20 protein-coding genes are annotated in these 22,959 nt (G+C 69.9%); 10 read left to right on the top strand and 10 right to left on the bottom strand.

The window, feature by feature from the left end:
- Positions 1-57 precede the first annotated feature (57 nt).
- Complete coding sequence (locus ACFV9C_RS24090) at positions 58-897, top strand: ATP-grasp domain-containing protein (protein ID WP_380196889.1); 840 nt, start codon at positions 58-60, stop codon at positions 895-897.
- Entirely contained in the window at positions 897-3,398 is a 2,502-nt protein-coding gene (locus tag ACFV9C_RS24085; RefSeq protein ID WP_380196887.1) for a DEAD/DEAH box helicase, read from the top strand. Before ACFV9C_RS24090 ends, ACFV9C_RS24085 begins: the two co-directional genes overlap by 1 nt.
- Here the strand turns inward: ACFV9C_RS24085 and fabV are convergent.
- Together fabV and murA are read right to left on the bottom strand one after the other, a co-directional pair.
- Entirely contained in the window at positions 3,385-4,557 is a 1,173-nt protein-coding gene (fabV, locus tag ACFV9C_RS24080; protein WP_380196886.1) for an enoyl-[acyl-carrier-protein] reductase FabV, read from the bottom strand. The genes ACFV9C_RS24085 and fabV overlap by 14 nt on opposite strands.
- A 70-nt stretch (positions 4,558-4,627) precedes the next feature.
- Positions 4,628-5,914 (bottom strand): UDP-N-acetylglucosamine 1-carboxyvinyltransferase, encoded by a 1,287-nt coding sequence (gene murA, locus ACFV9C_RS24075; protein ID WP_380196884.1) that lies wholly within the window; start codon positions 5,912-5,914, stop codon positions 4,628-4,630.
- Positions 5,915-5,963: 49 nt separating this feature from the next.
- Here murA and ACFV9C_RS24070 point away from each other — a divergent pair, with 49 nt between their 5' ends.
- Positions 5,964-6,545 carry a cob(I)yrinic acid a,c-diamide adenosyltransferase gene (locus tag ACFV9C_RS24070; protein WP_380196882.1) on the top strand — a complete coding sequence of 194 codons (582 nt, stop codon included), beginning with the start codon at positions 5,964-5,966 and terminating at the stop codon, positions 6,543-6,545.
- Here ACFV9C_RS24070 and ACFV9C_RS24065 read toward each other — a convergent pair.
- On the bottom strand, positions 6,542-7,786 hold the full coding sequence (locus tag ACFV9C_RS24065) for an MFS transporter (RefSeq protein WP_380196880.1): 1,245 nt from the start codon (positions 7,784-7,786) through the stop codon (positions 6,542-6,544). The genes ACFV9C_RS24070 and ACFV9C_RS24065 overlap by 4 nt on opposite strands.
- Positions 7,787-7,842: 56 nt before the next feature.
- On the opposite strand from ACFV9C_RS24065, the gene ACFV9C_RS24060 reads away from it, so the two are divergent.
- Positions 7,843-8,817 (top strand): DUF5937 family protein, encoded by a 975-nt coding sequence (locus ACFV9C_RS24060; RefSeq protein WP_380196878.1) that lies wholly within the window; start codon positions 7,843-7,845, stop codon positions 8,815-8,817.
- Here the strand turns inward: ACFV9C_RS24060 and sppA are convergent.
- From sppA to ACFV9C_RS24045, 3 genes are all read right to left on the bottom strand, one after another.
- Positions 8,798-10,450 (bottom strand): signal peptide peptidase SppA, encoded by a 1,653-nt coding sequence (sppA, locus tag ACFV9C_RS24055; RefSeq protein ID WP_380196876.1) that lies wholly within the window; start codon positions 10,448-10,450, stop codon positions 8,798-8,800. The two genes, ACFV9C_RS24060 and sppA, sit on opposite strands and share 20 nt — an antisense overlap.
- A gap of 79 nt (positions 10,451-10,529) precedes the next feature.
- Positions 10,530-11,480, bottom strand: a complete 951-nt coding sequence (locus ACFV9C_RS24050) for a hypothetical protein (RefSeq protein ID WP_380196874.1) — start codon at positions 11,478-11,480, stop codon at positions 10,530-10,532.
- Positions 11,481-11,555: 75 nt separating this feature from the next.
- Positions 11,556-11,879, bottom strand: a complete 324-nt coding sequence (locus ACFV9C_RS24045; RefSeq protein ID WP_380196873.1) for a hypothetical protein — start codon at positions 11,877-11,879, stop codon at positions 11,556-11,558.
- A gap of 166 nt (positions 11,880-12,045) precedes the next feature.
- On the opposite strand from ACFV9C_RS24045, the gene ACFV9C_RS24040 reads away from it, so the two are divergent.
- Genes ACFV9C_RS24040 through ACFV9C_RS24015 form a run of 6 tightly spaced genes read left to right on the top strand, consistent with a single transcriptional unit; the run spans position 12,046 to position 18,296 of the window.
- Positions 12,046-12,336, top strand: coding sequence for an STAS domain-containing protein (locus tag ACFV9C_RS24040; RefSeq protein ID WP_380196871.1), 291 nt, complete (start codon positions 12,046-12,048; stop codon positions 12,334-12,336).
- Positions 12,337-12,354: 18 nt separating this feature from the next.
- Complete coding sequence (locus ACFV9C_RS24035; protein ID WP_380196869.1) at positions 12,355-14,379, top strand: methylmalonyl-CoA mutase family protein; 2,025 nt, start codon at positions 12,355-12,357, stop codon at positions 14,377-14,379.
- Between the two features lie 11 nt (positions 14,380-14,390).
- A complete protein-coding gene (locus ACFV9C_RS24030) occupies positions 14,391-15,686 on the top strand; it encodes a GH32 C-terminal domain-containing protein (protein WP_380196867.1) in 1,296 nt (431 codons plus the stop codon).
- A gap of 21 nt (positions 15,687-15,707) precedes the next feature.
- On the top strand, positions 15,708-16,529 hold the full coding sequence (locus ACFV9C_RS24025; protein ID WP_380196866.1) for an aldo/keto reductase: 822 nt from the start codon (positions 15,708-15,710) through the stop codon (positions 16,527-16,529).
- A gap of 4 nt (positions 16,530-16,533) precedes the next feature.
- Positions 16,534-17,496 carry a Dyp-type peroxidase gene (locus ACFV9C_RS24020; protein ID WP_380196865.1) on the top strand — a complete coding sequence of 321 codons (963 nt, stop codon included), beginning with the start codon at positions 16,534-16,536 and terminating at the stop codon, positions 17,494-17,496.
- Complete coding sequence (locus ACFV9C_RS24015) at positions 17,493-18,296, top strand: family 1 encapsulin nanocompartment shell protein (protein ID WP_380196864.1); 804 nt, start codon at positions 17,493-17,495, stop codon at positions 18,294-18,296. The genes ACFV9C_RS24020 and ACFV9C_RS24015 overlap by 4 nt, the downstream gene beginning before the upstream one ends.
- Here the strand turns inward: ACFV9C_RS24015 and ACFV9C_RS24010 are convergent.
- The 4 genes from ACFV9C_RS24010 to ACFV9C_RS23995 form a co-directional block, all read right to left on the bottom strand.
- Positions 18,293-19,861 (bottom strand): Na+/H+ antiporter, encoded by a 1,569-nt coding sequence (locus tag ACFV9C_RS24010; RefSeq protein WP_380196862.1) that lies wholly within the window; start codon positions 19,859-19,861, stop codon positions 18,293-18,295. The genes ACFV9C_RS24015 and ACFV9C_RS24010 overlap by 4 nt on opposite strands.
- Before the next feature lie 89 nt (positions 19,862-19,950).
- Positions 19,951-20,298 (bottom strand): DUF488 domain-containing protein, encoded by a 348-nt coding sequence (locus tag ACFV9C_RS24005; protein WP_380196860.1) that lies wholly within the window; start codon positions 20,296-20,298, stop codon positions 19,951-19,953.
- Complete coding sequence (locus ACFV9C_RS24000; protein WP_380196858.1) at positions 20,261-21,538, bottom strand: MFS transporter; 1,278 nt, start codon at positions 21,536-21,538, stop codon at positions 20,261-20,263. Before ACFV9C_RS24000 ends, ACFV9C_RS24005 begins: the two co-directional genes overlap by 38 nt.
- Positions 21,535-22,749 carry an amidohydrolase gene (locus ACFV9C_RS23995; RefSeq protein ID WP_380196856.1) on the bottom strand — a complete coding sequence of 405 codons (1,215 nt, stop codon included), beginning with the start codon at positions 22,747-22,749 and terminating at the stop codon, positions 21,535-21,537. Before ACFV9C_RS23995 ends, ACFV9C_RS24000 begins: the two co-directional genes overlap by 4 nt.
- Between the last annotated feature and the right edge of the window lie 210 nt (positions 22,750-22,959).

Raw genomic sequence — 22,959 nt, 5'->3', positions numbered from 1 at the left:
CTGTCGCCGAACGGTCCTCTCCGCGAGCCGAACGGTGCGTCTGCGACGATCGTGGGCATGTTGCTCGTACCGGCGGACCCGTTGAACCCGCGGCGCGTGGACCCGCACTTCGCCGGGCAGGCCGCGGCGGCCCGTGACCGAGGGATTCCGGTTGCCCGCATCGACCACGACGCGATCGCCGATCCGGAGCGGGCGGTGGCCGGGGTGCCGCCGGCCGAGGATGCGGTATATCGCGGGTGGATGATGACGGCGGACGAGTACGACGGGTTCGCGCGGGCGCTCGCGACGCGTGGTGTTGTCCTTCGTACGTCGCCCGCCGCCTACCGTGCGGCGCACGAGTTGCCCGGCTGGTACGACGCGGTCCGCGAGTGCACGCCCGAGTCGACGTGGACCGACGGGGACGACGTACCGCAGGTGCTGGCCGCCGCGGAGCGCCTCGGTGCGGGGCCCGCTGTACTGCGGGATTACGTCAAGTCGATGAAGCACTACTGGGACGAGGCGGCGTATGTCCCGGAGGTGGCCGATCGGGAAGGCGTCGAGCGGGTGGCGCGGAGGTTCCGTGAGTTGCGGGAGGACTCGTTCAGCGGTGGGTATGTGCTGCGGCGGTTCGAGGATTTCGCTGGCGCTGAGGCGCGTACGTGGTGGGTCGGTGGGCGGTGCGTGGTGGTGACGCCGCACCCGGACACCCCGGCCGAGCTGCCCGAGGGTCTCGATCCGAGTGCCCTGGAGCTGTTGCTGGGCGGGGTGGGGACGTCGTTCGTGGCCGTGGATGTGGTGTGGCGGGCCGACGGGGTGTTGCGGGTGGTGGAGGTGGGGGACGGGCAGGTGAGTGACTGGCCGGGGACGTGGGACCCGGCGGAGTTGGTGGATTGTCTGTTCAGGGACAATGGGTGGTGATGACGCTTACTGAGAAACTTCCGGGGACCACCGAGCCTGACGACCTGTTCGACGCCTTTCAGGGCTGGGTGGGGGAGCAGGGGATCTCGTTGTACCCGGCTCAGGAAGAGGCGTTGATCGAGGTGATGACCGGGTCGAACGTGATCCTGTCGACGCCGACCGGGTCCGGGAAGAGCCTGGTGGCGACCGGCGCGCACTTCGCGGCGCTGGCGAACGACCAGCGGACGTTCTACACCGCGCCGATCAAGGCCCTGGTCTCGGAGAAGTTCTTCGCGCTGTGCGACACCTTCGGCGCGGACAAGGTCGGCATGCTGACCGGCGACGCCGCCGTGAACGCGTCGGCCCCGATCATCTGCTGTACGGCGGAGGTGCTCGCGAACATCGCGCTCCGCGAGGGGCCGGACGCGGAGATCGGCCAGGTCGTGATGGACGAGTTCCACTTCTACTCGGAACCGGACCGCGGCTGGGCCTGGCAGGTCCCGCTGCTGGAGCTGCCGAAGGCGCAGTTCATCCTGATGTCCGCGACCCTCGGCGACGTCGAGCGCTTCAAGATCGACCTGTCCCGGCGCACCGGCCGCCCGACCGCGATCGTCGCGTCCGGCGAGCGCCCGGTACCGCTGATCTACAAGTACGTCACGACCGCCTTGCACGAGACCCTCGAAGAGCTCCTGACCACACACCAGGCACCGGTGTACGTCGTGCACTTCACGCAGGCCGCTGCCCTGGAACGCGCGCAGGCCCTGATGAGCGTCAACGTCTCCACGAAGGAGGAGAAGGAGAAGCTCAACGAGCTGATCGGCAACTTCCGGTTCAGCAAGGGCTTCGGCCGGACCCTGCAGCGGCTCGTGAAGCACGGCATCGGCGTGCACCACGCCGGCATGCTGCCGAAGTACCGGCGACTCGTCGAGCAGCTCGCCCAGGCCGGTCTGCTCAAGGTGATCTGCGGCACGGACACCCTCGGCGTCGGCATCAACGTCCCGATCCGGACCGTCGTACTCACGGCACTCAGCAAGTACGACGGACGCCGCCAGCGGATCCTGAAGGCGCGCGAGTTCCACCAGATCGCGGGCCGCGCGGGACGGGCCGGGTACGACACGTCCGGCACCGTCGTCGTCCAGGCCCCGGACCACGTCGTCGAGAACGTGAAGGCACTCGCGAAGGCCGGCGACGACCCGAAGAAGCAGCGCAAGGTGCAGCGGAAGAAGCCGCCGGAAGGGTTCGTGACCTGGGGCGAGGAAACGTTCGACCGGCTGGTCGCGGCCGAGCCGGAGGCGCTGCAGTCCCGGATGCGGGTCAGCCACGCGATGCTGCTGAACGTGATCGCCCGCGACGGCAACGCGTTCGAGAGCATGCGCCAGTTGCTCCGCGACAATCACGAGGACTCGCGGTCGCAGGTCCGGCTGATCCGGCGGGCGATCCAGATCTACCGCACGCTGGTCACCGCGGGCGTCGTCGAACGCCTCGACGAGCCCGACGAGAACGGCCGCCTCCTCCGGCTGACCGTCGACCTGCAGAAGGACTTCAGCCTCAACCAGCCGCTGTCCACGTTCGCGCTGGCCGCGCTCGACCTGCTCGACCCGGCGGATCCGTCGTACGCGCTCGACGTGGTCTCGATCATCGAGGCGACGCTGGAGGACCCGCGGGCGGTGCTGTGGGCGCAGGAGCACCACGCCAAGGGCGAGGCCGTGAACGCGATGAAGGCTCAGGGCATCGAGTACGACGAACGGATGGAGCTGCTCGAGGACGTCAGCTGGCCGAAGCCGCTCCAGGAGTTGCTCGAGGCAACGTTCGAGATGTACCGGCAGACGCATCCGTGGATCGCGGACGCCGGGCTGTCCCCGAAGGCCGTGGTCCGGGACATGTTCGAGCGGGCGATGACGTTCGGCGAGTTCATCGGGTTCTACGGGCTGGCGCGCTCGGAGGGCGTCGTACTGCGGTATCTGAGCGACGCGTACAAGGCGCTCCGGCAGACCGTCCCGCCGGACAAGGTCGACGAGGATCTGGCCGACCTGATCGAGTGGCTCGGCGAGGTGGTCCGCCAGACCGACTCCAGCCTGCTCGACGAGTGGGAGGAACTGACGAACCCGGCCGACGACTCGCAGGTCGAGATCGTCCCGGCCGGTCCGCGCCGGATCACCTTGAACACCAGGGCTTTCCGGGTACTGGTCCGCAACGCGATGTTCCGCCGCGTCGAGCTACTCGCCCTGCACCGCTGGGCCGAGCTGGGCCAACTCGACGGCGAGGCCGGCTGGGACGCGGGCCGCTGGGCCGAGGCCGGTACGGCGTACTACGCCGAGCACGACGTCGTCGGTACCGGCCCGGAGGCCCGCGGTCCTGCCCTGTTCCTGGTCGAGGAACACCCGGGCTACTGGGAGGTCCAGCAGATCATCGACGACCCCGAGGGCAACCACGACTGGCGCATCACCGCGTCCGTCGACCTGGCCGCCTCCGACGAGGCGGCCGAGCTCGTCCTCGAACTGGTGTCGTTCAAGCCCCTGTAGGCCACTCAACGTCGACCTCGGTCTCCGCCTCGTAGTCCACACCCGGTACGTCGAACCCGTACAGCCGGCGTACCTCGGCCAGGAACCACGCGGCGTCCGCGACCTCGGCGATGTTGTCGTGGGTCGCCGACTGCCACTGCGCCCGCACGGCGTTCTGCACGTCGTCGTTCAGTTCCCAGCGGTCGAGCCGGATGCGGCCCTCGTCGTCGAGGTCGGGCGCGGCTTCGCCGGTGAGCTGTTCCCACAGCGCGATCGACTGCTGCACGGGCGTCTGCAGACCGGCCACCTTGTGCAGCAGGCTGACATACAGGCCGATACCGGGGATCGCGGACGACGCCTGTGTGACGGCCGCGCCGTTCACCGAGGTCATCGCGGCGACCCCGTCCACTGCCAGCTTCAGCGCGGTCTGCTCCAGATCCGCCTTGGCCGCGCCGATCGACCCCTGGCGGTAGAGCGGGCCGGTCAGTTCGGAGCCGATGTAGGTGAGGGCAACGGTGTTGAACGCAGGCCCGAGCAGGTCGCGGTCCTGCAGCGCGGTGATCCAGCGGGCCCAGTCCTCGCCGCCCATCACCTTCACGGTTTGCGCGATCTCGTCGTCGGTCGCGACCTCGATCCCGACCTCCTGCAGCACCGGCGTACCGTCCTCGAAGGCCAGGCTCTTCGTGCTGTGCGGCGCGCCGATCGCCTTCAGCACCGACTGGTAGGTCTCGCCGGTGCGCGGGTCGGTCCGCCGCGGCGCGGCGACGCTGTAGATCAGGTGGTCGATCTTGCCCAGGCGCGACGCGACCAGGTCGAGCACCTCGTCCTTGGTGGTGTCCGCGAAGGCGTCGGCGTTCACGAAGCTCCACGAGCGGCCGAGCTCGGCGGCGAGCGCGGCGGTCTCCGCGGTCCGGTACCACCCGGCGGTCGCCGTACGCCGGGCCGTGGCCGCCTTCTCAAAGCACACGCCGACCCCGTCGATCCCGTACCGCGCGAGGCCCGCGATGGTGGTCGCCAGCCCGTAGCCCGAGCTCGACCCGATCACCAACGCCGTCCGCCGCTCCGCCGGCCGCGACGACACCTCGGCCGCCATGTCCCGCACCACCCGGGCACACCCCGCCGGATGCGAGTCCAGGAAGAGGAATCCCCGACCGACCGGCTTCACCACGCGCTCACTCATGCAGAGACCCTAACCCGGCGAATCGCCCGATCCGGCGGGAGTTCCGGAAGAGTGCCGGAAGAGTGCCGGTTCAGTTCCAGTACAGTTCCGCGTCGTCCGGCTCGACCGTGACGTTCCCGCCGAGGCGGCGGAGGTTGCCGGCGAAGTCGGTGTAGCCGCGGTGCACGTGGTGGGCGGCCGAGACGAGCGTCTCGCCCTCGGCGGCGAGGCCGGCCAGGACCAGCGCGGCGCCGGCCCGGATGTCGGACGCGACCACCGGCGCACCGGACAGCCGCGGTACGCCGCGGACGACCGCGTGGTGCCCGTCGGTCTGGATCTGCGCGCCCAGCCGGGTCAGCTCCTGCGCGAACGTGAACCGGCCCTCGAACAGGTTCTCGGTCACCATCGCGGCACCGTCGCTCAAGGCGTTCAGCGCGATCACGAACGCCTGCAGATCGGTCGCGAACCCCGGGTACGGCAGCGTCACCACGTCCACCGGCTTCGGCCGGTCGTGCATCCGGACCCGGAAGCCCGGGTTCAGCACGGTGATCTCGGCGCCGGCCTTGTGCAGCTTGTCGAGCGGCAGCTCGAGGTGCTCGGCGTGCCCGTTGCTGACCGTGATGTCGCCCTTGGTGATCGCGGCCGCGAACGCCCAGCTGCCGGACACGATCCGGTCCGGGACCACGATGTGATCGACCGGGTTCAGCAGCCCGTTCACGCCGGTGATCTCGATCCGCGGCGAGCCGGCGCCGTCGATCTGCGCGCCCATCTCGACCAGCATCGCGGCGATGTCCTGGATCTCCGGCTCGCGGGCGGCGTTCTCGATGATCGTGGTGCCCTTCGCGAGCACCGCGGCCATCATGATCGTCTCGGTCGCGCCGACGCTCGGGAAGTCCAGCCAGACCTCGGCGCCGTGCAGCCCCTGCGGCGCCTCGGCGATCACGAACCCGTGCTCGATGTGCACCTTCGCGCCCATCGACTCCAGCCCGGCGACGTGCATGTTCAGCCCGCGGGAGCCGATGTTGTCGCCGCCCGGCAGCGCCACCTCCGCCTGGCCGCAGCGGCCCAGCAGCGGGCCGAGCACCGAGATCGAGGCCCGCAGCTTGCGGACCAGCTCGTAGTCGCACTGGTGCCGGACAGTGCCCGGTACGGCGATCGTCGCGAGCCCCGCGTCCGCGTCCACCTTCACCGAGCAGCCGAGCGTGTCCAGCAGCTGGGCCATGAACGTGACGTCCAGGATGCCCGGCACCTGCCGCAGCGTCGTCGTACCCTCCGCCAGCAGTGCTGCCGCCATCAGCTTGAGCACACTGTTCTTCGCTCCGGCCACCTCGACAGCGCCGTCGAGCCGTGCCTCACCCGCGATTCGAAACCGTTCCACCGGTCGACTGTAGCGTTTGACGGTCCCGGGCTTTGCGTAGAGTCCTGGCATGGCTGTGAACTTGACGCGGATCTACACCCGCACCGGTGACGCCGGCGAGACCCGCCTCGGCGACAACTCCACCACCTCGAAGACCGACCCGCGACTGGCGGCGTACGGCGAGGTCGACGAGGCGAACTCGGCGATCGGGGTGGCGATCGCCGCCGGGCACCTGAACAGTGCGATCGCGGTGCTGCTGACCCGGATCCAGAACGACCTGTTCGACGTCGGCGCGGACCTGTGCAACCCGATCGCGCCGGATCCGGAGTACCCGCCGCTGCGCGTCACGCAGGACTACGTCGACCGGCTCGAGGGCTGGTGCGACGAGTACAACAATCGTTTGACCAAGCTGCGGTCGTTCATCCTGCCCGGCGGTACCGAGGGCGCGGCGTACCTGAACGTCGCCCGTACGGTCGTCCGTCGCGCCGAGCGGGCCGGCTGGACCGCCGTCGAGGCGCACGGCCCGTCGATCAACCTGCTCGCGATCACCTATCTGAACCGCCTGTCCGACCTGCTCTTCATCCTTGGCCGGGTCGCGAACCTCTCGTCCGGCGGCGACGTCCTCTGGGTCCCGGGCGGCGAACGCGACTAACCCGCTGTGACCGCCTCGGAAGGCTTTCCGCGGTGGGCAGCGGCGCGGTGCACGACCGCCGCGCTTGCTGCGCCCGTGGTTGCGAAGAGGACGCCGAGCAGGATCCAGCCCGGTGTGCCGTGGTCGACGGCGGTCGTCGTGACCACCGCCGGCCCGAGCATCAGCGCCAGCGCGAGCCCGGTCTGACTGAGCCCCTGGTACGCGCCGGCGCGCGCGGGATCGGCGAGCTCGAACGCCATACCCCAGCTCCCGGCCTCGCCCTGCGTCTCGGCCGCCGACGAAGCAAGCGCGGCGAGCAGCAGTACGCCGGTTGCCGCGGCGGCGCCAAGGTGCCCCGCGAGGGCGAGCAGCAGGCAGGCCACGAACAGCAGCAGGCCGGCCCGGCGTACGGAACGACCGGCTGTGCGAAGGTCCTGGGTGCCTCTGGACGCACGCACCTGGAAAAGCGCGACGTACCCGGTGTTGACCACGAGGAGCGCCGACACGACGATGGTCGGGGCCTTGGTGTGGTCGGCGACCCAGAGCGGGATCCCCACCGTCGTCAGCGCGAAATGGATCGCGAGCAGGGCGTTGAGGATGGTCGTGACGACGTACGTCCGGTCCCGGAGCGGCGATGGTCCGCGGCGTGCCGCGGTGCCAGCGGCCGCGTCCATCCGGTCCGCGAGCCCGGGCACTCGCCGTCGCAGACCCAGCAGCGGAATCGTGGCGAGGAGCGTGATCGTGCCGACGAGGACCATAGTCAGCCGGTACGCCGCTGCCGTGTCGGCGATCAGCGCCAGCCCCGCGAGCAGGGTGCCGACACCGATGCCGACGTTCATCACGACACGCAGCCGGGCGCGGATGGCGACCCGTTCCGGGCCGACGTACCACCGGGCGAGCAACGTCATCTGGGCCGTACTCTGCAGGCCGCGGGACGCCGAGACGCAGGCGGCGACCACGACGAAGCTGACCATGCCGCCGGCCAGGGCATAGCCCAGCAGCGCGAGGCCGTTCGCCGCGAGCGCCCACTGCTGCAGCCGGTCGGCGCCGTACCGGTCGCTCAAGCGGCCACCGGCGTACGACGCCAGTACGCCGACCGCGCCGGCGGCGGTCAGGCCGATGCCGACGGCGGCAGGGGACAGGCCGACCCCGCGGGTGAAGTACAGCGCGCTGACCGCGAAGAACATCCCACGGGACAGGGAGAGCGCGGCGATCGCGGAGGCGAGTGCACGTTCGACGGGATCACGGAGGAGTTCGGGCACGTGGCAGTTGTCGCATCCGGCGTTCGGGCGGCACCACTGATGTAGCGTATTGCTTCATGATTGAGTACCAGCTCGCCGAGAACGACCTCGGCGAGGTGCGCTTCGCGATCTCGCCGCTGAACGAGCTGGTGCTGTCGTTGCGGACCCTGCGCGACCCAGGCCGGTTCCCGCTGCAGCTGCCCTGGTTACGAGCCACCGAGGCCGCGCGGGCCGGGCTCCCGCTCGACCTGCTGCGCGCCCTCACGAACGAAGCCTTGTGGTCGCCGGACTTCCTCACTCCGCGGCCGTACACGCCGCTCGGCCGGATCGACGCCGAGCTCGCGGCGCTCACCGGCACACCGGCCGCCGTCGTCCGCGCGGACCTGGCGGCCGTGCACCCGGACTCACTTCCGCCGGTACTGCGTGGCCGGCCGGAGATGGTGCTCGACCGGGTGCTGGCGGCGTTGCGCGCGTACTGGGAGGCCTGCTTCGAGCCGTACTGGCCGCGGATGCGGAGCGTCCTCGAGGCCGACGTCGTGCACCGCGGCAGGGTGGTGGCGCAGTCCGGGCTCGCGGCGATGTTCGCCGACCTCGACCCGCACGTCCGCCTCGACGGCGCCGTCGTCTCGGTGCGGCTGCGCTCGAAGCTCTCCTACCGCACCTCGACCGCCGGGCGCGGGCTGACGCTCGTCCCGTCGCTGTACAGCAGGCGGGCAGCGACGCCGATCTCGGCCGCCGAGCCGCCGCTGATCATGTACCCGGCGCGCGGGCTCGCGACGCTCTGGGAGACCGAGACCAGCCCGTCGGCGGACGCGCTGGCCGGGCTCATCGGCCGGGTGCGTGCCGGGCTGATGGGACTGCTCGAGACGCCCGCGTCGTCGACCGACCTCGCGCGGCGCCTGGGCGTCACCCCGACAGCGGTCAACCAGCACCTACGGGCACTCCGCGCGGCCGGTCTGCTCGCCTCCGCCCGGCACGGACGCTCGGTGCTCTACCACCGGTCGGACCTCGGCGACAGCCTCGTCCGTGGCTCTAGCCAATCTCCCAGCTGAACGGCATCCGCAGTACGCCGGCCGGCGGCAGACCCAGCGCGCTGTAGAGACCGGTGGTTAGGCCGTCGAGCGTCAGCGGTGCTGCGGTGACTGCCAGGTCGTCGGTCGTCGTCGGTGCCTTGAGCTGGCTCAACAGGTTGCGGTGCGGTACGGCGGTCACGGCGATCTCGTCGCGGTCCAGACCGGCCCGGTTGCACGCCAGCGTCAGCGCGTGCTGGAAACCACCCAGTTCGTCGACCAGCTTGTGGCTGTGGGCGTCCGCACCGGTCCAGACCCGGCCACGGGCGAGCGACTCCAGCTGCTCCTCCGGGAGGCCCCGGTCCTGGGCGGCCTTGCCGACGAAGTCCTTGTAGATGCGGTCGAGTGTTTCCTCCAGCCGCGCCCACTGCTCGTCGGTGAACTCCTCCTGCGCCGAGTACATCCGTGCGTTGGCACCTTCGGACACGGCCTGCTGTGAGATCCCGATACGACCAAGGGCGTCCCGTACGACGCCCTTGCCGGTCAGTACGCCGATTGAGCCGGTGATAGTGCCTGGCTGCGCCACGATGACGTCAGCCGGCATCGCCACGAAGTACCCGCCGGATGCGGCGACACTGCCCATCGACGCGATCACGGGGCGTCCCGTGGAACGCAGCCGCAGTACCTCGTTGCGGATCGCGTCAGAAGCGACGTACGAGCCGCCTGGGCTGTCTACGCGCAGCACTACCGCCTTGACGTGTTCGTTGGCGGCTACGGCGCGCAAGGCGGCGCCCACGGTGTCAGAGCCGGAGCCAGGGCCGCCCATGGGGCTGTTGGAGTTGCGGCCGACGGAGATGCCGCCGGTGACGCGTACGACCGCCACCAGCGGTTTCTGCGGCCAGGGGAGCGTCTTGCGTACTTCGTCCAGCGTCCGCGGGCCACGGCGGATGTAGCGCTCAGCCAGGAGCCTGTCGTCGTACTTGAGCTGCTTCTCGAGCTCGTCGTACACGTCCGACCGGTAGCCGAGCCGATCGACCAGCCCGGCGTCCAGGCCGGCCTGTGCGTGCAGCGGCGCGCTGTCGACGAGCTCACGTACGCGTGTGGTGTCCAGCCGTCGCCGTACGGCGATGCCCTCGACGATCTGCTCGTACGCCGACTCCGCCAGCCGCGACGCCATCTCCCGGGCCGGGCCGGTCATCTCGCGCTCGGTGAACGTGTCCGCCGCGGTCTTGTACTCACGCCGCTTGCCGAACTGCGGGATCACGCCTGCCTTGTCCAGCGCGCTCCGGATGAAGACGGCCTGCACCGAGACACCCGTGATCGCCAGGTCGCCGGACGGCTGCAGCCAGATCTCGTCGAACGCCGTGGCCAGGTAGTAGGGGACGGTGCCCTGGCCGGCCTCCCCGAACGACTCGGTCCACGCCACCGCCGGCTTCCCCGACGTACGGAAGTCAGCCACCGCCTCACGCAGCTCCTGCACCTGCGCGAGCGACAGCCGATGAGCGCCGAGGTGCGCGATCAACCCGACGACACCGTCGTCCCGGGCGCCCTTCCGCAACGCGGCAACCAGCTCACGCAACGTCGGCAGATGCCGCATCCGGAACGCGGCCACAGGCGAAGCAGGCGGCGTCTCGAGTACGCCACGGGTCAAGTCCAGCTCAAGCAGAGTCCCCATACCCACGACCCTAGACGCTCGGAAAAAGACCTGTCCCCGTCCGGTTCGGCCGGACGGGGACAGGTCTGTTACAGCTGGGTCACTCACCCAGGCGCTGCGGCCCGCCCGAGCTGGTCAGCAGGAAGTGCACCTTCGCGCCGAATGTGGCGTTGAAGTTGCCGTAGCTCTTGATCACCGTGCTGGTGCCGGTGGCCTTGCTGACTGCGTACACGGTGGCGGTGTTGGTGTCGTGGTCGAACGCGGTCAGCAGCGTGCTGGTCGCGCCGCACCGCTGCGCGACCAACGAGTCGAACGCCGCGTACCCGGACGCGCGGACCTGCTTCACAACAGGCTTCATCGGCAGCTTGACCGGCACATGCACGGTGTAGAGCGCACCGCCCTTGGTCAGCACCAGCAGGGTGTCGTACGTCGCCGTTTCGGCGATCAGAGTCATCGCCTTGACCGACCCGAAGCCGGGTGCCGAGCCGTACGACCGGGCCGTGTCCTCCACCGTGTAGCGGTAGAGCGATCCGTTGGCGTGCAGACCGTACAGGAACGAGTGCTCGTTCGCGCCGTACACGTAGTTGGAGTCGGTGATCTGGCTGAACCCACGCCAGCCGGTACCCAGCTTGATCGTCCGCACAGTCGGCGTGGTCGCTGAGCCCGCGTACGTCGTGATCGCGCCGTACAGGTTGTCGCCCTGCAGGACGAGCCCGTGGAAGAAGTCCGCCGTACCGTAGCTCTCCTGGTACCAGCTGGCGCTCGAGCGGACGCCGAACAGCTTGTACGGGTCGAGCGGCTTCACGGTGATCGGCCGGGTAGCCGTCACGTCGTATCCGCCCGCTGTTCCGGCCGTGTTCACGGCGCCGACGCTGAGCCCACAGGCGGTGGCCGCGGCCTGGGCGTTGGTGGTGGGGAGCTTTCGGGCAGCCTTCCCGGCGTTACGGAAGGAGTCGGGTCCGGGCTTGGCCGCGGTCGCGGCTGCCGGTACCGCCGCCGCGGTGACCAGGCCCAGCCCGGCCAGCGCGAGTGCAACACGTCGCAGTCTCATGGACGCTACATCGGCGAAGGAATACTCAGTGTTACCGCTGCTGCGGAGTGTTACCGATCCGGTACAGTCCGGTGGTTAAGGGGCGTCGAGGAGGCCGCGGGCGGCGGGTTCGTCGTGGGGCCAGACGTAGACGGTCCAGCCGGTGGTGGTGCGGGCGGCGGTCGCCTTGATGCCGAAGGTCTTCAGGCGGGCGACCAGGACGCGGGCCTCGTTGTACGACGGCACGGTGCGGATGTCGGTCAGCAAGCCGAAGGAGTCCGGCGCGGCGGGGGTCTGGTCGACCCGGCGGACCAGCGAGCCGCCCTTCGCCCTGGAGAACGCCCAACGGCACAGCAGCACCATCACGCCGGCCAGGGCGATGGCCACCACCGGGAACAGGAAGTACTCCTCGGCGAACACGCTCACTATTGTCTCGCGGATCAAAAGATCGTGAGGTGTTGGCAACCTTCCGTGTCTTCAGGGAGTCTTTACGAACACAAGCTGTCACGCGGCCGTGGACTCGGGGGCCGCCGGAGGAGCGGAGGGCACGGACATGCTCGCACCGACGTACAGCCAGCCTGACAATGTGGTTCACCTGACCGGAATCCTGGACGTCCGCTCGGTCGGCGACGTCCGGCAGACCCTCAACCACCTGATCGACACCTCCGTCGGCGACGTGATCGTCGACCTGGAGGAGGTCGACGCGGTCGACGCGACCGGCCTCGGCCTGCTGGTCGCCACCCACCGCCGCACCCAGCTCCTGGACCGCCAACTGGTCCTCTGGCACCCGATGCCGTCGGTGGTCCGCATCCTCGCGGTCACCCGCCTGCACCGCGTCCTGCACGTGGAACGCAACCCGCTACCGATCAGCGCCTAGGTGTGATCCACACCCCTGGTGACACCAGTCACGAGGGGCAGACTCACAAGGGAACACAGTCCTACTCTCGGGTACATGGATCGACCCTGGGTGATGCGGACGTACGCGGGCCACTCCTCCGCGGCCGAGTCCAACGCGCTGTTCAGGCGGAACCTGGCGAAGGGGCAGACCGGGCTGTCGGTCGCGTTCGACCTGCCGACGCAGACCGGGTACGACGCGGACCACCCGCTCGCGAAGGGCGAGGTCGGGAAGGTCGGCGTACCGGTCGCGCATCTCGGCGACGTACGGGCGCTGTTCGACCAGATCCCGTTGGCGCAGATGAACACGTCGATGACGATCAACGCGACCGCGATGTGGCTGCTCGCGCTCTACCAGGTCGCCGCGCAGGAGCAGGGTGCGCTGCCGGGCGAGCTGACCGGTACGACGCAGAACGACATCGTCAAGGAGTACCTGTCCCGCGGCACGTACGCGTTCCCGCCGGACGCCTCGCTGCGGCTGACCACCGACATGATCGCCTACACGGTCGCGAACATGCCGAAGTGGAACCCGATCAACATCTGCAGCTACCACCTGCAGGAGGCGGGCGCGACGCCCGTGCAGGAGCTGGCGTTCGCGTTGTCGACCGCGATCGCCGTGCTGGACCGGGTTCGCGACGGGGGACAGGTGCCGCCGGAGCGGTTCGGGGACGTCGTACAGCGGATCTCGTTCTTCGTGAACGCGGGCGTCCGCTTCATCGAGGAGACGTGCAAGATGCGCGCGTTCGTCCGCCTCTGGGACAAGCTGACGCTGGAGCGGTACGGCGTGACCGACCCGAAGGCGCGCCGCTTGCGGTACGGCGTACAGGTGAACTCGCTCGGGCTGACGGAGGCGCAGCCGGAGAACAACGTGCAGCGGATCGTCCTCGAGATGCTCGGCGTGACGCTGTCGAAGAACGCCCGCGCCCGGGCCGTCCAGCTGCCGGCGTGGAACGAGGCGCTCGGGCTGCCGCGGCCGTGGGACCAGCAGTGGTCGTTGCGGATGCAGCAAGTCCTGGCGTACGAGTCCGACCTGCTGGAGTATGACGACATCTTCGACGGCTCGCATGTGATCGAGGCGAAGGTCGGCGAACTGGTCGCCGGTGCGCAGCAGGAGATCGACCGCGTCCAGGCGATGGGTGGTGCGGTCGCCGCCGTCGAGACCGGGTACCTGAAGCAGGCGCTGGTCGCGTCGCACGCGGAGCGCCGCCAGCGGATCGAGTCCGGCGAGCAGATCGTCGTCGGTGTGAACAAGTTCGAGAACACCGAGCCGTCGCCGCTGACCGCCGACCTCGACACCGCGATCCAGACCGTCGACCCGGCCGCCGAGTCCGCCGCGCTGGAGTCCCTGCGGACGTGGCGCGCTTCCCGTGATGCGGCAGCTGTGGAAAATGCCCTGGCCAAGCTCCGGGCTGCCGCCAAGACGACCGACAACCTCATGCCGGTCACCCTCGAATGTGCCCGCGCCGGTGTGACGACGGGGGAGTGGGCCGGCGTACTGCGGGAGATGTACGGCGAGTACCGCGCACCGACCGGCGTCTCCGGATCCGTCGGCGTGTCCGGTGGCGGCGCGGAGATCGCCGCAGTCCGGGAGAAGGTGGCCGCGACGTCCGCCGACCTCGGCGGACGGCTGCGCTTCCTGGTCGGCAAGCCCGGTCTGGACGGGCACTCGAACGGCGCCGAGCAGGTCGCGGTGCGGGCCCGGGACGTGGGCTTCGAGGTGATCTACCAGGGCATCCGCCTGACGCCGGAGCAGATCGTCGCCGCCGCGGTCGCCGAGGACGTGCACTGCGTCGGCCTGTCGATCCTGTCCGGCTCGCACATGGAACTCGTACCGCAGGTCGTCGAGGGCCTCCGCGAGGCGGGTCTCGAGGACGTCCCGGTCGTCGTCGGCGGCATCGTCCCCGAGGCCGACGCCGCCGCACTGCGGGCCGCCGGGGTGGCCGCGATCTACACGCCCAAGGACTACGACCTGACCGGCATGATGGCCGACGTCGTCGACGTGATCAGACAGGCCAACAAGCTCTAGCATTGTCACCCGTGACCCAGCAGCCGTTGTACGGCGAGACATGGCGACCGCAGCAGCACTTCACCGCCCGGCAGTTCGGGCCTGAACTGCTGGAGCCCGGGAAACGCCAGGAGGGCTGGCTCAATGACCTGAACGGGCTCGTCTACTACGAGGGTGAGTACCACTTGTTCGCCCAACGCTGGAACAGGTGCTGGATCCACGCCGTCAGCGACGATCTTGTGCACTGGACCGAGCTACAGCCCGCGTTCTGGGAAGAAGCGCCAGACACCGGCGTCCAGTCCGGCTCGGTCGTGATCGACTACGGCAACACCTCTGGGCTCTCGCCTGATCCGAACAGTCCGGCAATGGTCGCGTTCTGGTCGCGTAACGACAACCTGAGCCAGTGTCTGTCGTTCAGCCTCGACAAGGGCCGCACCTGGCAGCACTACGACGGCAACCCGATCATGTCGATGCCCGAGCGCGACCCGAAGGTACTCCGGTACGACGACCACTGGGTGATGCTGCTGTACGGCGACCAGCGGTACCACCTGCTGACGTCGACCGATCTCCTGCACTGGACCGACACCGGCAACGTCGTACCGGACAGCTTCGAGTGCCCGGACTTCTTCCAGCTCCCGCTCGACGGCGGCGACCCGAAGTGGGTGCTGGTCCGCGGCGACGGCAAGTACTCGGTCGGCACGTTCGACGGTACGACGTACACCGAGGAGACCGGGCAGTTGCTGTCGGACGCCGGGCCGAACTTCTACGCCACCCAGACCTGGAACAACACCGAGACCGGCGACGGCCGCCGGATCCAGGCCGCGTGGATGCGGGACGGCAGCTACCCCGGGATGCCGTTCAACCAGCAGGTCACGATCCCGTGCGAGCTCACCCTGCGCACGGTCGACGGCACGCCGCGCCTGTTCCGGACTCCGGTCCGCGAGCTGACCACGCTGTACGACGGCAGCACCCACTGGTCCGGCACCGTGAAGCCGGACGCCGGCAAGGTCCTCGCCGAAGGACCGGTCGAGGCCGACCTGCACCTCGATGTCGAGATCTCGTCCGGCGCGACCCTGACCGTGGACGTCTCCGGTACGACGGTGGAGCTGGCCGAAACCACCGTGGCGTCCCAGGAGGTCTCAGGCGGGCTGCGCACCGTCCGGGTGCTGATCGACCGGACCTCGGTGGAGGTGTTCGCGAACGACGGCGAAGTGTCGATCTCGCGCTGCTACCTGCCGGCCGGCGGCGGGCTGGTGCTGACCGCGACCGCGCCGGTCCAGGTCGCGGCGACGCTTTACAGTCTCGCGTCGATGTGGCCGGATCGCTGATCCGGCTGGTAGAAGGAGTACATGACCTTGAACAGCACACGCACGCTGTCCAACGGAACCGAGCTCCCGGTGTTCGGGCTCGGGGTCTGGCAGGTGCACGACGGGCTCGAGTGCGAGCGCGCCGTCCGGTGGGCGCTGGAGGCCGGGTACCGGCTGATCGACACCGCGCAGGCGTACCGCAACGAGGCGAGCGTCGGGAAGGCGATCCGGGACAGCGGCGTGCCGCGCGAGGAGATCTTCCTGACCACCAAGTTCTACCCGGGCGGCAAGGACGCGCGGGTCGAGGCGGAGAAGAGCCTGGAGCGGCTCGGCACCGACTACCTCGACCTGTACCTGATCCACTGGCCGCAGGGCGGGCCGACCTGGGCGTGGCCGGCGATGGAGGCCGCGGTCGACGCCGGGCTCACCAAGGGCATCGGCATCTCGAACTTCAGCACCGCCGAGCTGGCCGAGCTGGAGAAGGTCGCCCGGATCAAGCCGGTCGCGAACCAGGTCCAGTTCAGCCCGTTCGAGTACCGGGCGGCGCTCGTCGACGCGTGTGAGGCGGCCGGCGTGGTCGTGCAGGCGTACAGCCCGCTCGGCACCGGCCGGCACCTGGACGACCCGGTCGTCACCCGGATCGCGCAGGCGACCGGGCACACCCCGGCGCAGGTGCTGATCCGGTGGGCGATCCAGAAGGGCCTGTCGGTGATCCCGAAGTCCATCCACCAGGACCGGATCGTGGAGAACGCGGGCGTCTTCGACTTCGAGCTCGACGACGCCGCGATGGCCGCGCTGGACGGGCTCGACACCACCGGCCGGACCGCCGACGCGCTCTCGCAGAGCGGCAAGTGGTGGTCCTGAACCAATGATCCAGGACGTACTGCGGGAGCCCGCGAAGGCGGCGATCTTCCTGGTCGCCGACGTACGTCCCGGATCCGAGGCGGCCGTGCGGGACCTGCTGGCGGACCTCGCCGGCCTGACCCGCGCGGTCGGCTTCCGCGCCCCCGGCGACCAGCTGAGCTGCGTCGTCGGCATCGGCGCGTCGCTGTGGCCGAGGATCTACCGGGCCCGGGCGCCGCGGGACCTGCACCCGTTCCGCGGGCTGTCCGGGGCGCGGCATACCGCCCCGGCGACGCACGGCGACCTGCTCTTCCACCTCCGCGCCCGGCGCCTGGACCTGTGCTTCGAGCTGGAGCGCCAGCTGATGCGCCGGCTCGCGGGGCATGTGCGAGTGCTGGACGAGGTTCAGGGGTTCAAGTACTTCGACGAGCGCGACCTGCTCGGCTTCGTCGACGGTACGGAGAACCCGGCCGGCGCGGCGGCCGCCGCGGCGTTGGCGATCGGCGACGCGGATCCGGCGTACGCCGAGGGCAGCTACGTGATCGTGCAGAAGTACCTGCACGACCTGGACGCCTGGCAGGCGTTGCCGGTCGCCGAGCAAGAGCGGGTCATCGGCCGCTCGAAGCTCAGCGACATCGAGCTGACCGACCAGCCGGCGAACTCGCACGTCGCGGTGAACACGATCGTCGACCCGGACGGCACCGAACGCCAGATCGTCCGCGAGAACATGGCGTTCGGCTCGCCCGGAGCCGCCGAGTTCGGTACCTACTTCATCGGGTACGCCGGAACGCCGGACGTGATCGAGCGGATGCTGCGGCGGATGTTCGTCGGCGAGCCGCCCGGGAACCACGACCGGATCCTGGACTTCTCGACCGCGGTCACCGGCAGCCTGTTCTTCGTCCCGACCGCCGGCTTTCTCGAACATCCCACCTCCACCAGCACCGACGGTTCGCTGGGGATCGGCAGCCTGAAAAGGAGTTCCAGATGACGAACAACCTGCACCGCGAGCTGGCCCCGGTCTCGGACGCCGCCTGGGGCGAGATCGAGGAGGAGGCCCGCCGGACGTTCACTCGCGACATCGCCGGGCGCCGCGTGGTCGACCTGGTCGGCCCCGCCGGACCTGGGCTGTCCTCGGTCGGCACCGGCCACACCGAAGCGGTCGAGGCACCAGGCACCGGCGTCCAGGCGCTCCGTCGGCTGTCGCAGCCGATCATCGAGTTGCGCGTCCCGTTCACCGTGACCCGGCAGGCCGTGGACGACGTGGAGCGCGGCGCGAAGGACTCCGACTGGCAGCCAGTAAAGGATGCCGCGAAGCAGATCGCGTACGCCGAGGACCACCTTGTCTTCCACGGTTCCGACGCGGCCGGCATCGTCGGCCTCGCCCCGAGCACGTCGAACGACGTACTGACGCTGCCCGGTGAGGCGAAGGACCTCCCGGACACCGTGTCGCAAGCGCTGCGTGCACTACGCCTGGCCGGTGTGGCTGGTCCGTACAGCCTGCTCTTGTCCGCGGACGCGTACACGGCCGTTGCTGAGACGACCGACCACGGTTACCCGATCCGGGAGCACCTGTCCCGGCTGATCGGGGACGGCGAGATCATCTGGGCTCCCGCGCTCGAGGGCGCGCTGCTGGTGTCTACGCGGGGCGGGGACTACGAGCTGCACCTTGGGCAGGACCTGTCCATCGGGTACCTGTCCCACGACGCCGACAGCGTGCAGTTGTACCTGCAGGAGTCTCTGACGTTCCTGGCGCTCACGGCGGAGTCCAGCGTCGTACTGCGGCCTTAAAGCTCCAGCAAGGCCCGTTCCTCGTGGTCCAGTTCGCGGCGGAGCTTGCGCAGGCTGGCGTCGGGTAGCCGGCCCGCGTCACGCCAGCGGACAAGCTCGGCGCGCTGGGCGTTGATGATCGCCCGGCGCGCCTCGACCGCGGCACGGTAGTCCCGCGGCCAGGTGATGTCGCCGTCACCCGACTGAAGCAGTGCGGCGCTGCGGGCCTTGTACCGGTCGGCCCGGGCGGCCAGGTTGGCCCGCAGTACGGCGGCCAGTTCGGTGCCGATGCGTTCCGCTTCCACCAGCCGGTTCACGGTAGCCAGGCCTGCTTCTACACCGGCCAGGCGTGCGTCGTTGTTCAGCTGCTCAACCTCGGTGGCGTTGACCCCTAGCTTGAGGCGGCGCAGCAGTGGCGCAAACGTGAGGCCCTGGCCCACCAGCGTCACTAGGACTACGACGTACCCACAGAAGATCAGCAGGTCTCGCTGTGGGAAGGCATGGAGCGGTACGGCGACCAGTGCGGCCAGGGTGATGACGCCACGGGTGCCTGCCCAGCTCATGGCCACGACTTCGCGCGGGTGGAGCCGTTCGGACGGCGTGATGCCGAGTCGTGCGTGCAGGCCGACCGGTACGAGCTGTGTGAGCACCAGCCACAACGGCCGGACCAGTAATACCGCGCCGACCGTTACAGCAGCGGCCGCTATGACCTGGCCGTTGAGCATGCTCGGCAGTTGCTGGCCGATCAGCAGGAAGATGAACCCCTCCAGCAGGAACTCGACGAGCTCCCACACCGCACCCGTCTGCAACCGGGACGCCCCTGTCTCCTCGCGGCCGGCGTCGTACCCGATCATCAGACCCGCGATCACCACCGCGAGGACGCCGGACGAGTGGATCTCCTCGGCGAGCAGGTACGCGACGAACGGCGCCGCGAGCGAGACCGCGTTGCCGATCAGCGGATCGCGCAACCACGGCCGCGCCTTCCGGATCGTCCACGCGACCAGCCCACCGACCGCGAGCCCGCCGGCGATCGCCAGCACGAACCGCCCGGACGCGGCCGCCCACGAGAACCCGGTCCCGACCGCGGCCGCCAGCGCCAGCTGGTACGTCGTGAGCGCGGTCGCGTCGTTGAGCAGGCCCTCGCCCTCGATCAGCACGATCAACCTCGGCGGCAGTCCGGCGCGACGGCCGATCGACAGCGCCGCGACCGGGTCCGGCGGCGCGACCGCGGCACCGAGGACCAGCCCGACCGCCAACGGCATCCCCGGTACGACGAGGCTCACCAGCGCGCCGACCACGAACGCCGTCAGCAGCACGAGCAGCACGGAGAGGCTGACGATCGGCCGCAGGTTCGCCCGGATCGCCGGGAGACTCGACCGCCGCGCGGTGCTGTAGAGCAGCGGCGGCAGTACGAGCAGCAGCACCGCGTCCGGGTCCAGGGTGAGCTTCGGCCCGGGCAGTACGGCGTACACCAGGCCGGCCAGCGTCAGCAGGATCGACGACGGTACGCCGAACCGTGAGCCGGCGCCGCGGGCGAGCACCACGACCGCGGCCATCGCGAGTACGAACCACACCTGTCCGGCCACGGGACCTCCCGGGGACGCGCCGACGCTACCGGCAACCTATCCCTGCGGACCCGCCGGAACGCCCCGGTTTGTCCGTGCGCACCGTGAAGTTAGTGAGCGAGCAGCCCTGCCAGCACGGCGGCCTGGCTGATCTCCACCTCCTTGGTGGCCGTCAGCAACGTCAACGTGCCCTGGGTGAGCTTCTCCAGTTGCGCGTACGCCGCGGCGCGCTCCGGGTCCTTCAGCTCGGCCTCGTAGCGGCGTGCGAACTCGTCGTACCGCTCGGGATCGTGTCCGTACCACTCGCGCAGTTCGTTGGACGGGGCCACGTCCTTGCACCACTCGTCGAGGTGGGCGCGCTCCTTGCTGACGCCCCGCGGCCACAGGCGGTCGACCAGCACCCGTACCCCGTCGCTCGGCTCAGCTTCGTCGTAGATCCGCCGTACCTGCACCGTCATACCGCTCACGGTAACCGCTGTAGCGGAGAAGCGCCGGCGTCCAGAGCGCCAGGCCGCCGAGGGTGGTTACCAGCAGGACCGCGCTGACAAAGGTGGTGATGTTGACGCCGTAGTGCTCAGCGAACGCACCCAACGCCAGCGAGGCCACGGGCATGATGCCGATCGCCAGCTCCTGTACGCCGAGAGCGCGGCCGTGCAGGGGCTCCGGCGTCGTCATCAGCAGCAACGTGGTCTGCAGTACGCCGAACGCCGCGCTCATTACGCCGATCCCGGTCATCAGCACGAACGACAGCATCACGTTGTCGGACAGGGCGAACAGCGCCCACAGTGCGCCCCACACCGACGTACCGACCACGAACAGGCCGCCCTTGAACCGGAAGTCGCCCAGCCAGGCGATCACCAGCGACCCGGTCAGGCCGCCGACGCCGGCGCAGGTGAGCAGCCAGCCGAGGCCGGCCGCGTCCAGCCCGAGGGACTCCTGCGCGAAGACCGGCATGAACGACTGCGCGACCGGCCAGAGCATCGTGTTGGCGGCCAGCGTGACCAGCAGGACCGTCGATGCCAGGCGGTTCCGGGCGATCTCGCGGAGCCCGCTGGTGACCATCCGGACCGCTGATTCCGTGTGCCCGCCGACGACCTGGCCGAATTCGCGCAAGGGCAGCAGCGCGACCAGCGAGACGCCGTACCAGACCGTCGACACCCACAGCGCGGCCGGTGCGCCCAGCCCGGTGATCATCAGCCCGCCGATCGCCGGACCGATGACCTGGGTCATGTTGAGCGCCATCGAGTTCAGCGCGTTCGCGTTGCTGATGTTGTTCCGGCCGACCAGGTCCATCACCAGCGACGCACGGGCCGGCTGCGACGGCGACTGTGCCAGCCCGATCGCCAGCCCGCCGACGACCAGCACCCAGTACGTCGCCTTGCCGAGCGACGCGAGCGTGGCCACCGCACTGACCGCGACCAGCGCCCAGGACGCTGCGATGATCAGCAACCGGACCCGGTTGTGCCGGTCCGCGAACGCCCCCGAGAACGGCCCGAGCAGCAGCGGCGCCAGCCGTACGGCGGTGAACACCGCGACCAGGAAGTCCGAGTGCGTGCTCTCGTACGCGAGCCACCCGAGCACGAGCGTCTGCGTCCACACCCCGCCGAAGAAGAACAGGTTCGACAACCACAGCAGCCGGAACGCCCGGTTGTCCCGCAACGAGCCCAGCGTCCTCCCGACGACCGTCGCGGTACTCACACCTGGAGAAGGCCGTCGCGTACGACGACCTGTCCGCCGGCGATCACCGTCTCGCGCCGCGGCGCCCGCACCAGCACGTCCGGCGCGTTCTCCGCGTCCAGCAGCACGATGTCCGCGCGGGCACCGACGGTCAGCCCGTGGTTCTCCCGGTGCACGAACGCGGCACCGTCCGTCGTCGCGAGCTCCACGGCGTACGTGAGGTCCTCGTCCGTCCGCAGCCCGTGCAGCCGCGCGAACCCGCGGGCGATCTGCAGCAGGTCGCCGTCGCCGTACGGCGACCACAGGTCGCGGATGCCGTCCGTACCGAGGCCGATCGGCACGTCCGCGGCGCGCATCTCGCGGAACGGCAGCGGCGCCGACGTCGCCGGGGCGACCGTGGTCCAGGAGATCCCCGCCGTACCGAGCAGTTCGACCATCTCCGAGCGCCGCGCCGGCGCCAGCTCGCCGAGCGCGAACCCGTGCGACACGTTCACCTTGCCCTGCAGGCCGGCCTGGATCGTGCGGTCGGCGAGCAACTCGTACTGGAACGCGCCGAGATCGCCGTGGTCGTGCAGGTGCAGGTCGATCCCGACGCCGCGCCGGACCGCGATCTCGAACAGCCCGTCCAGCTGGCCGACCGGGTCGCGGTCGATCGTCGCCGGATCCAGGCCGCCGATGCTGGTCGCACCCTCGGCCGCGGCCTGGTCGAGCAGCTCGAGTACGCCGGGTCGCCGCAGTACCCCGTCCTGCGGGAACGCGACCAGCTCGACCTCGACCGCGCCGTTCAGGTCGGCGGCGGCCTCCAGCACGGCGGCGATCCCGCGCAGCCCGACGCCGAGGTCGACGTCCACATGCGTCCGGGTGGCCGTCGTACCGTGACGGAGGAACTCACGCAGTACCGCCGTTGCTCCCTTGACGCTGGGGATGCCGTACTTGTCGCGCTCGGCGCGCTCGTGGGCGATCCGGCCCTGGGTGGTCGGCCGGCCGCCGTAGGAGACCCACGGCTGGCCCCACCAGCTCTTGTCGACGTGCGCGTGCGCGTTCACGAACCCGGGCAGGGCGAGAAGGCCGCGCCCTTCGACGCGCTCGTCCACGGTGCCGGCGGTGCCGGCGGTGCCGGCGGTGCCGGCGGTGCCGGCGGGGGAGAGATCCGAGATGACACCGTCGACGATCGTGACGTCCACGGTGTCGCCGCCCCAAGGGCGCACGTCAGCAAGCAACAAGGAGGCCATAAACAGAATGGTATACCAAAACACAAAGTGCAGAGTGCGGGGCGTGGGGTGCGGGGTGCGGTGGTGGTGGTGGAGTGCGGCTGTGGGGTGGGGGCAGTGCGGGGTGGCGAGTGCGGGGGTGGCGAGTGTGGGGTGGCGAGTGCGGAGTGCGGAGTGCGGAGTGCGGGGCGTGGGCTGCGGGGTGTGGCGGTGGAGTGCGGCTGTGGGGTG

It is taken from the genome of Kribbella sp. NPDC059898 (assembly GCF_042730855.1).
In the GTDB taxonomy this organism is placed as follows: domain Bacteria; phylum Actinomycetota; class Actinomycetes; order Propionibacteriales; family Kribbellaceae; genus Kribbella.
The sequence above is the reverse complement of the archived record's forward strand: the minus strand, read 5'-3'. Positions and strand labels throughout refer to the sequence as shown.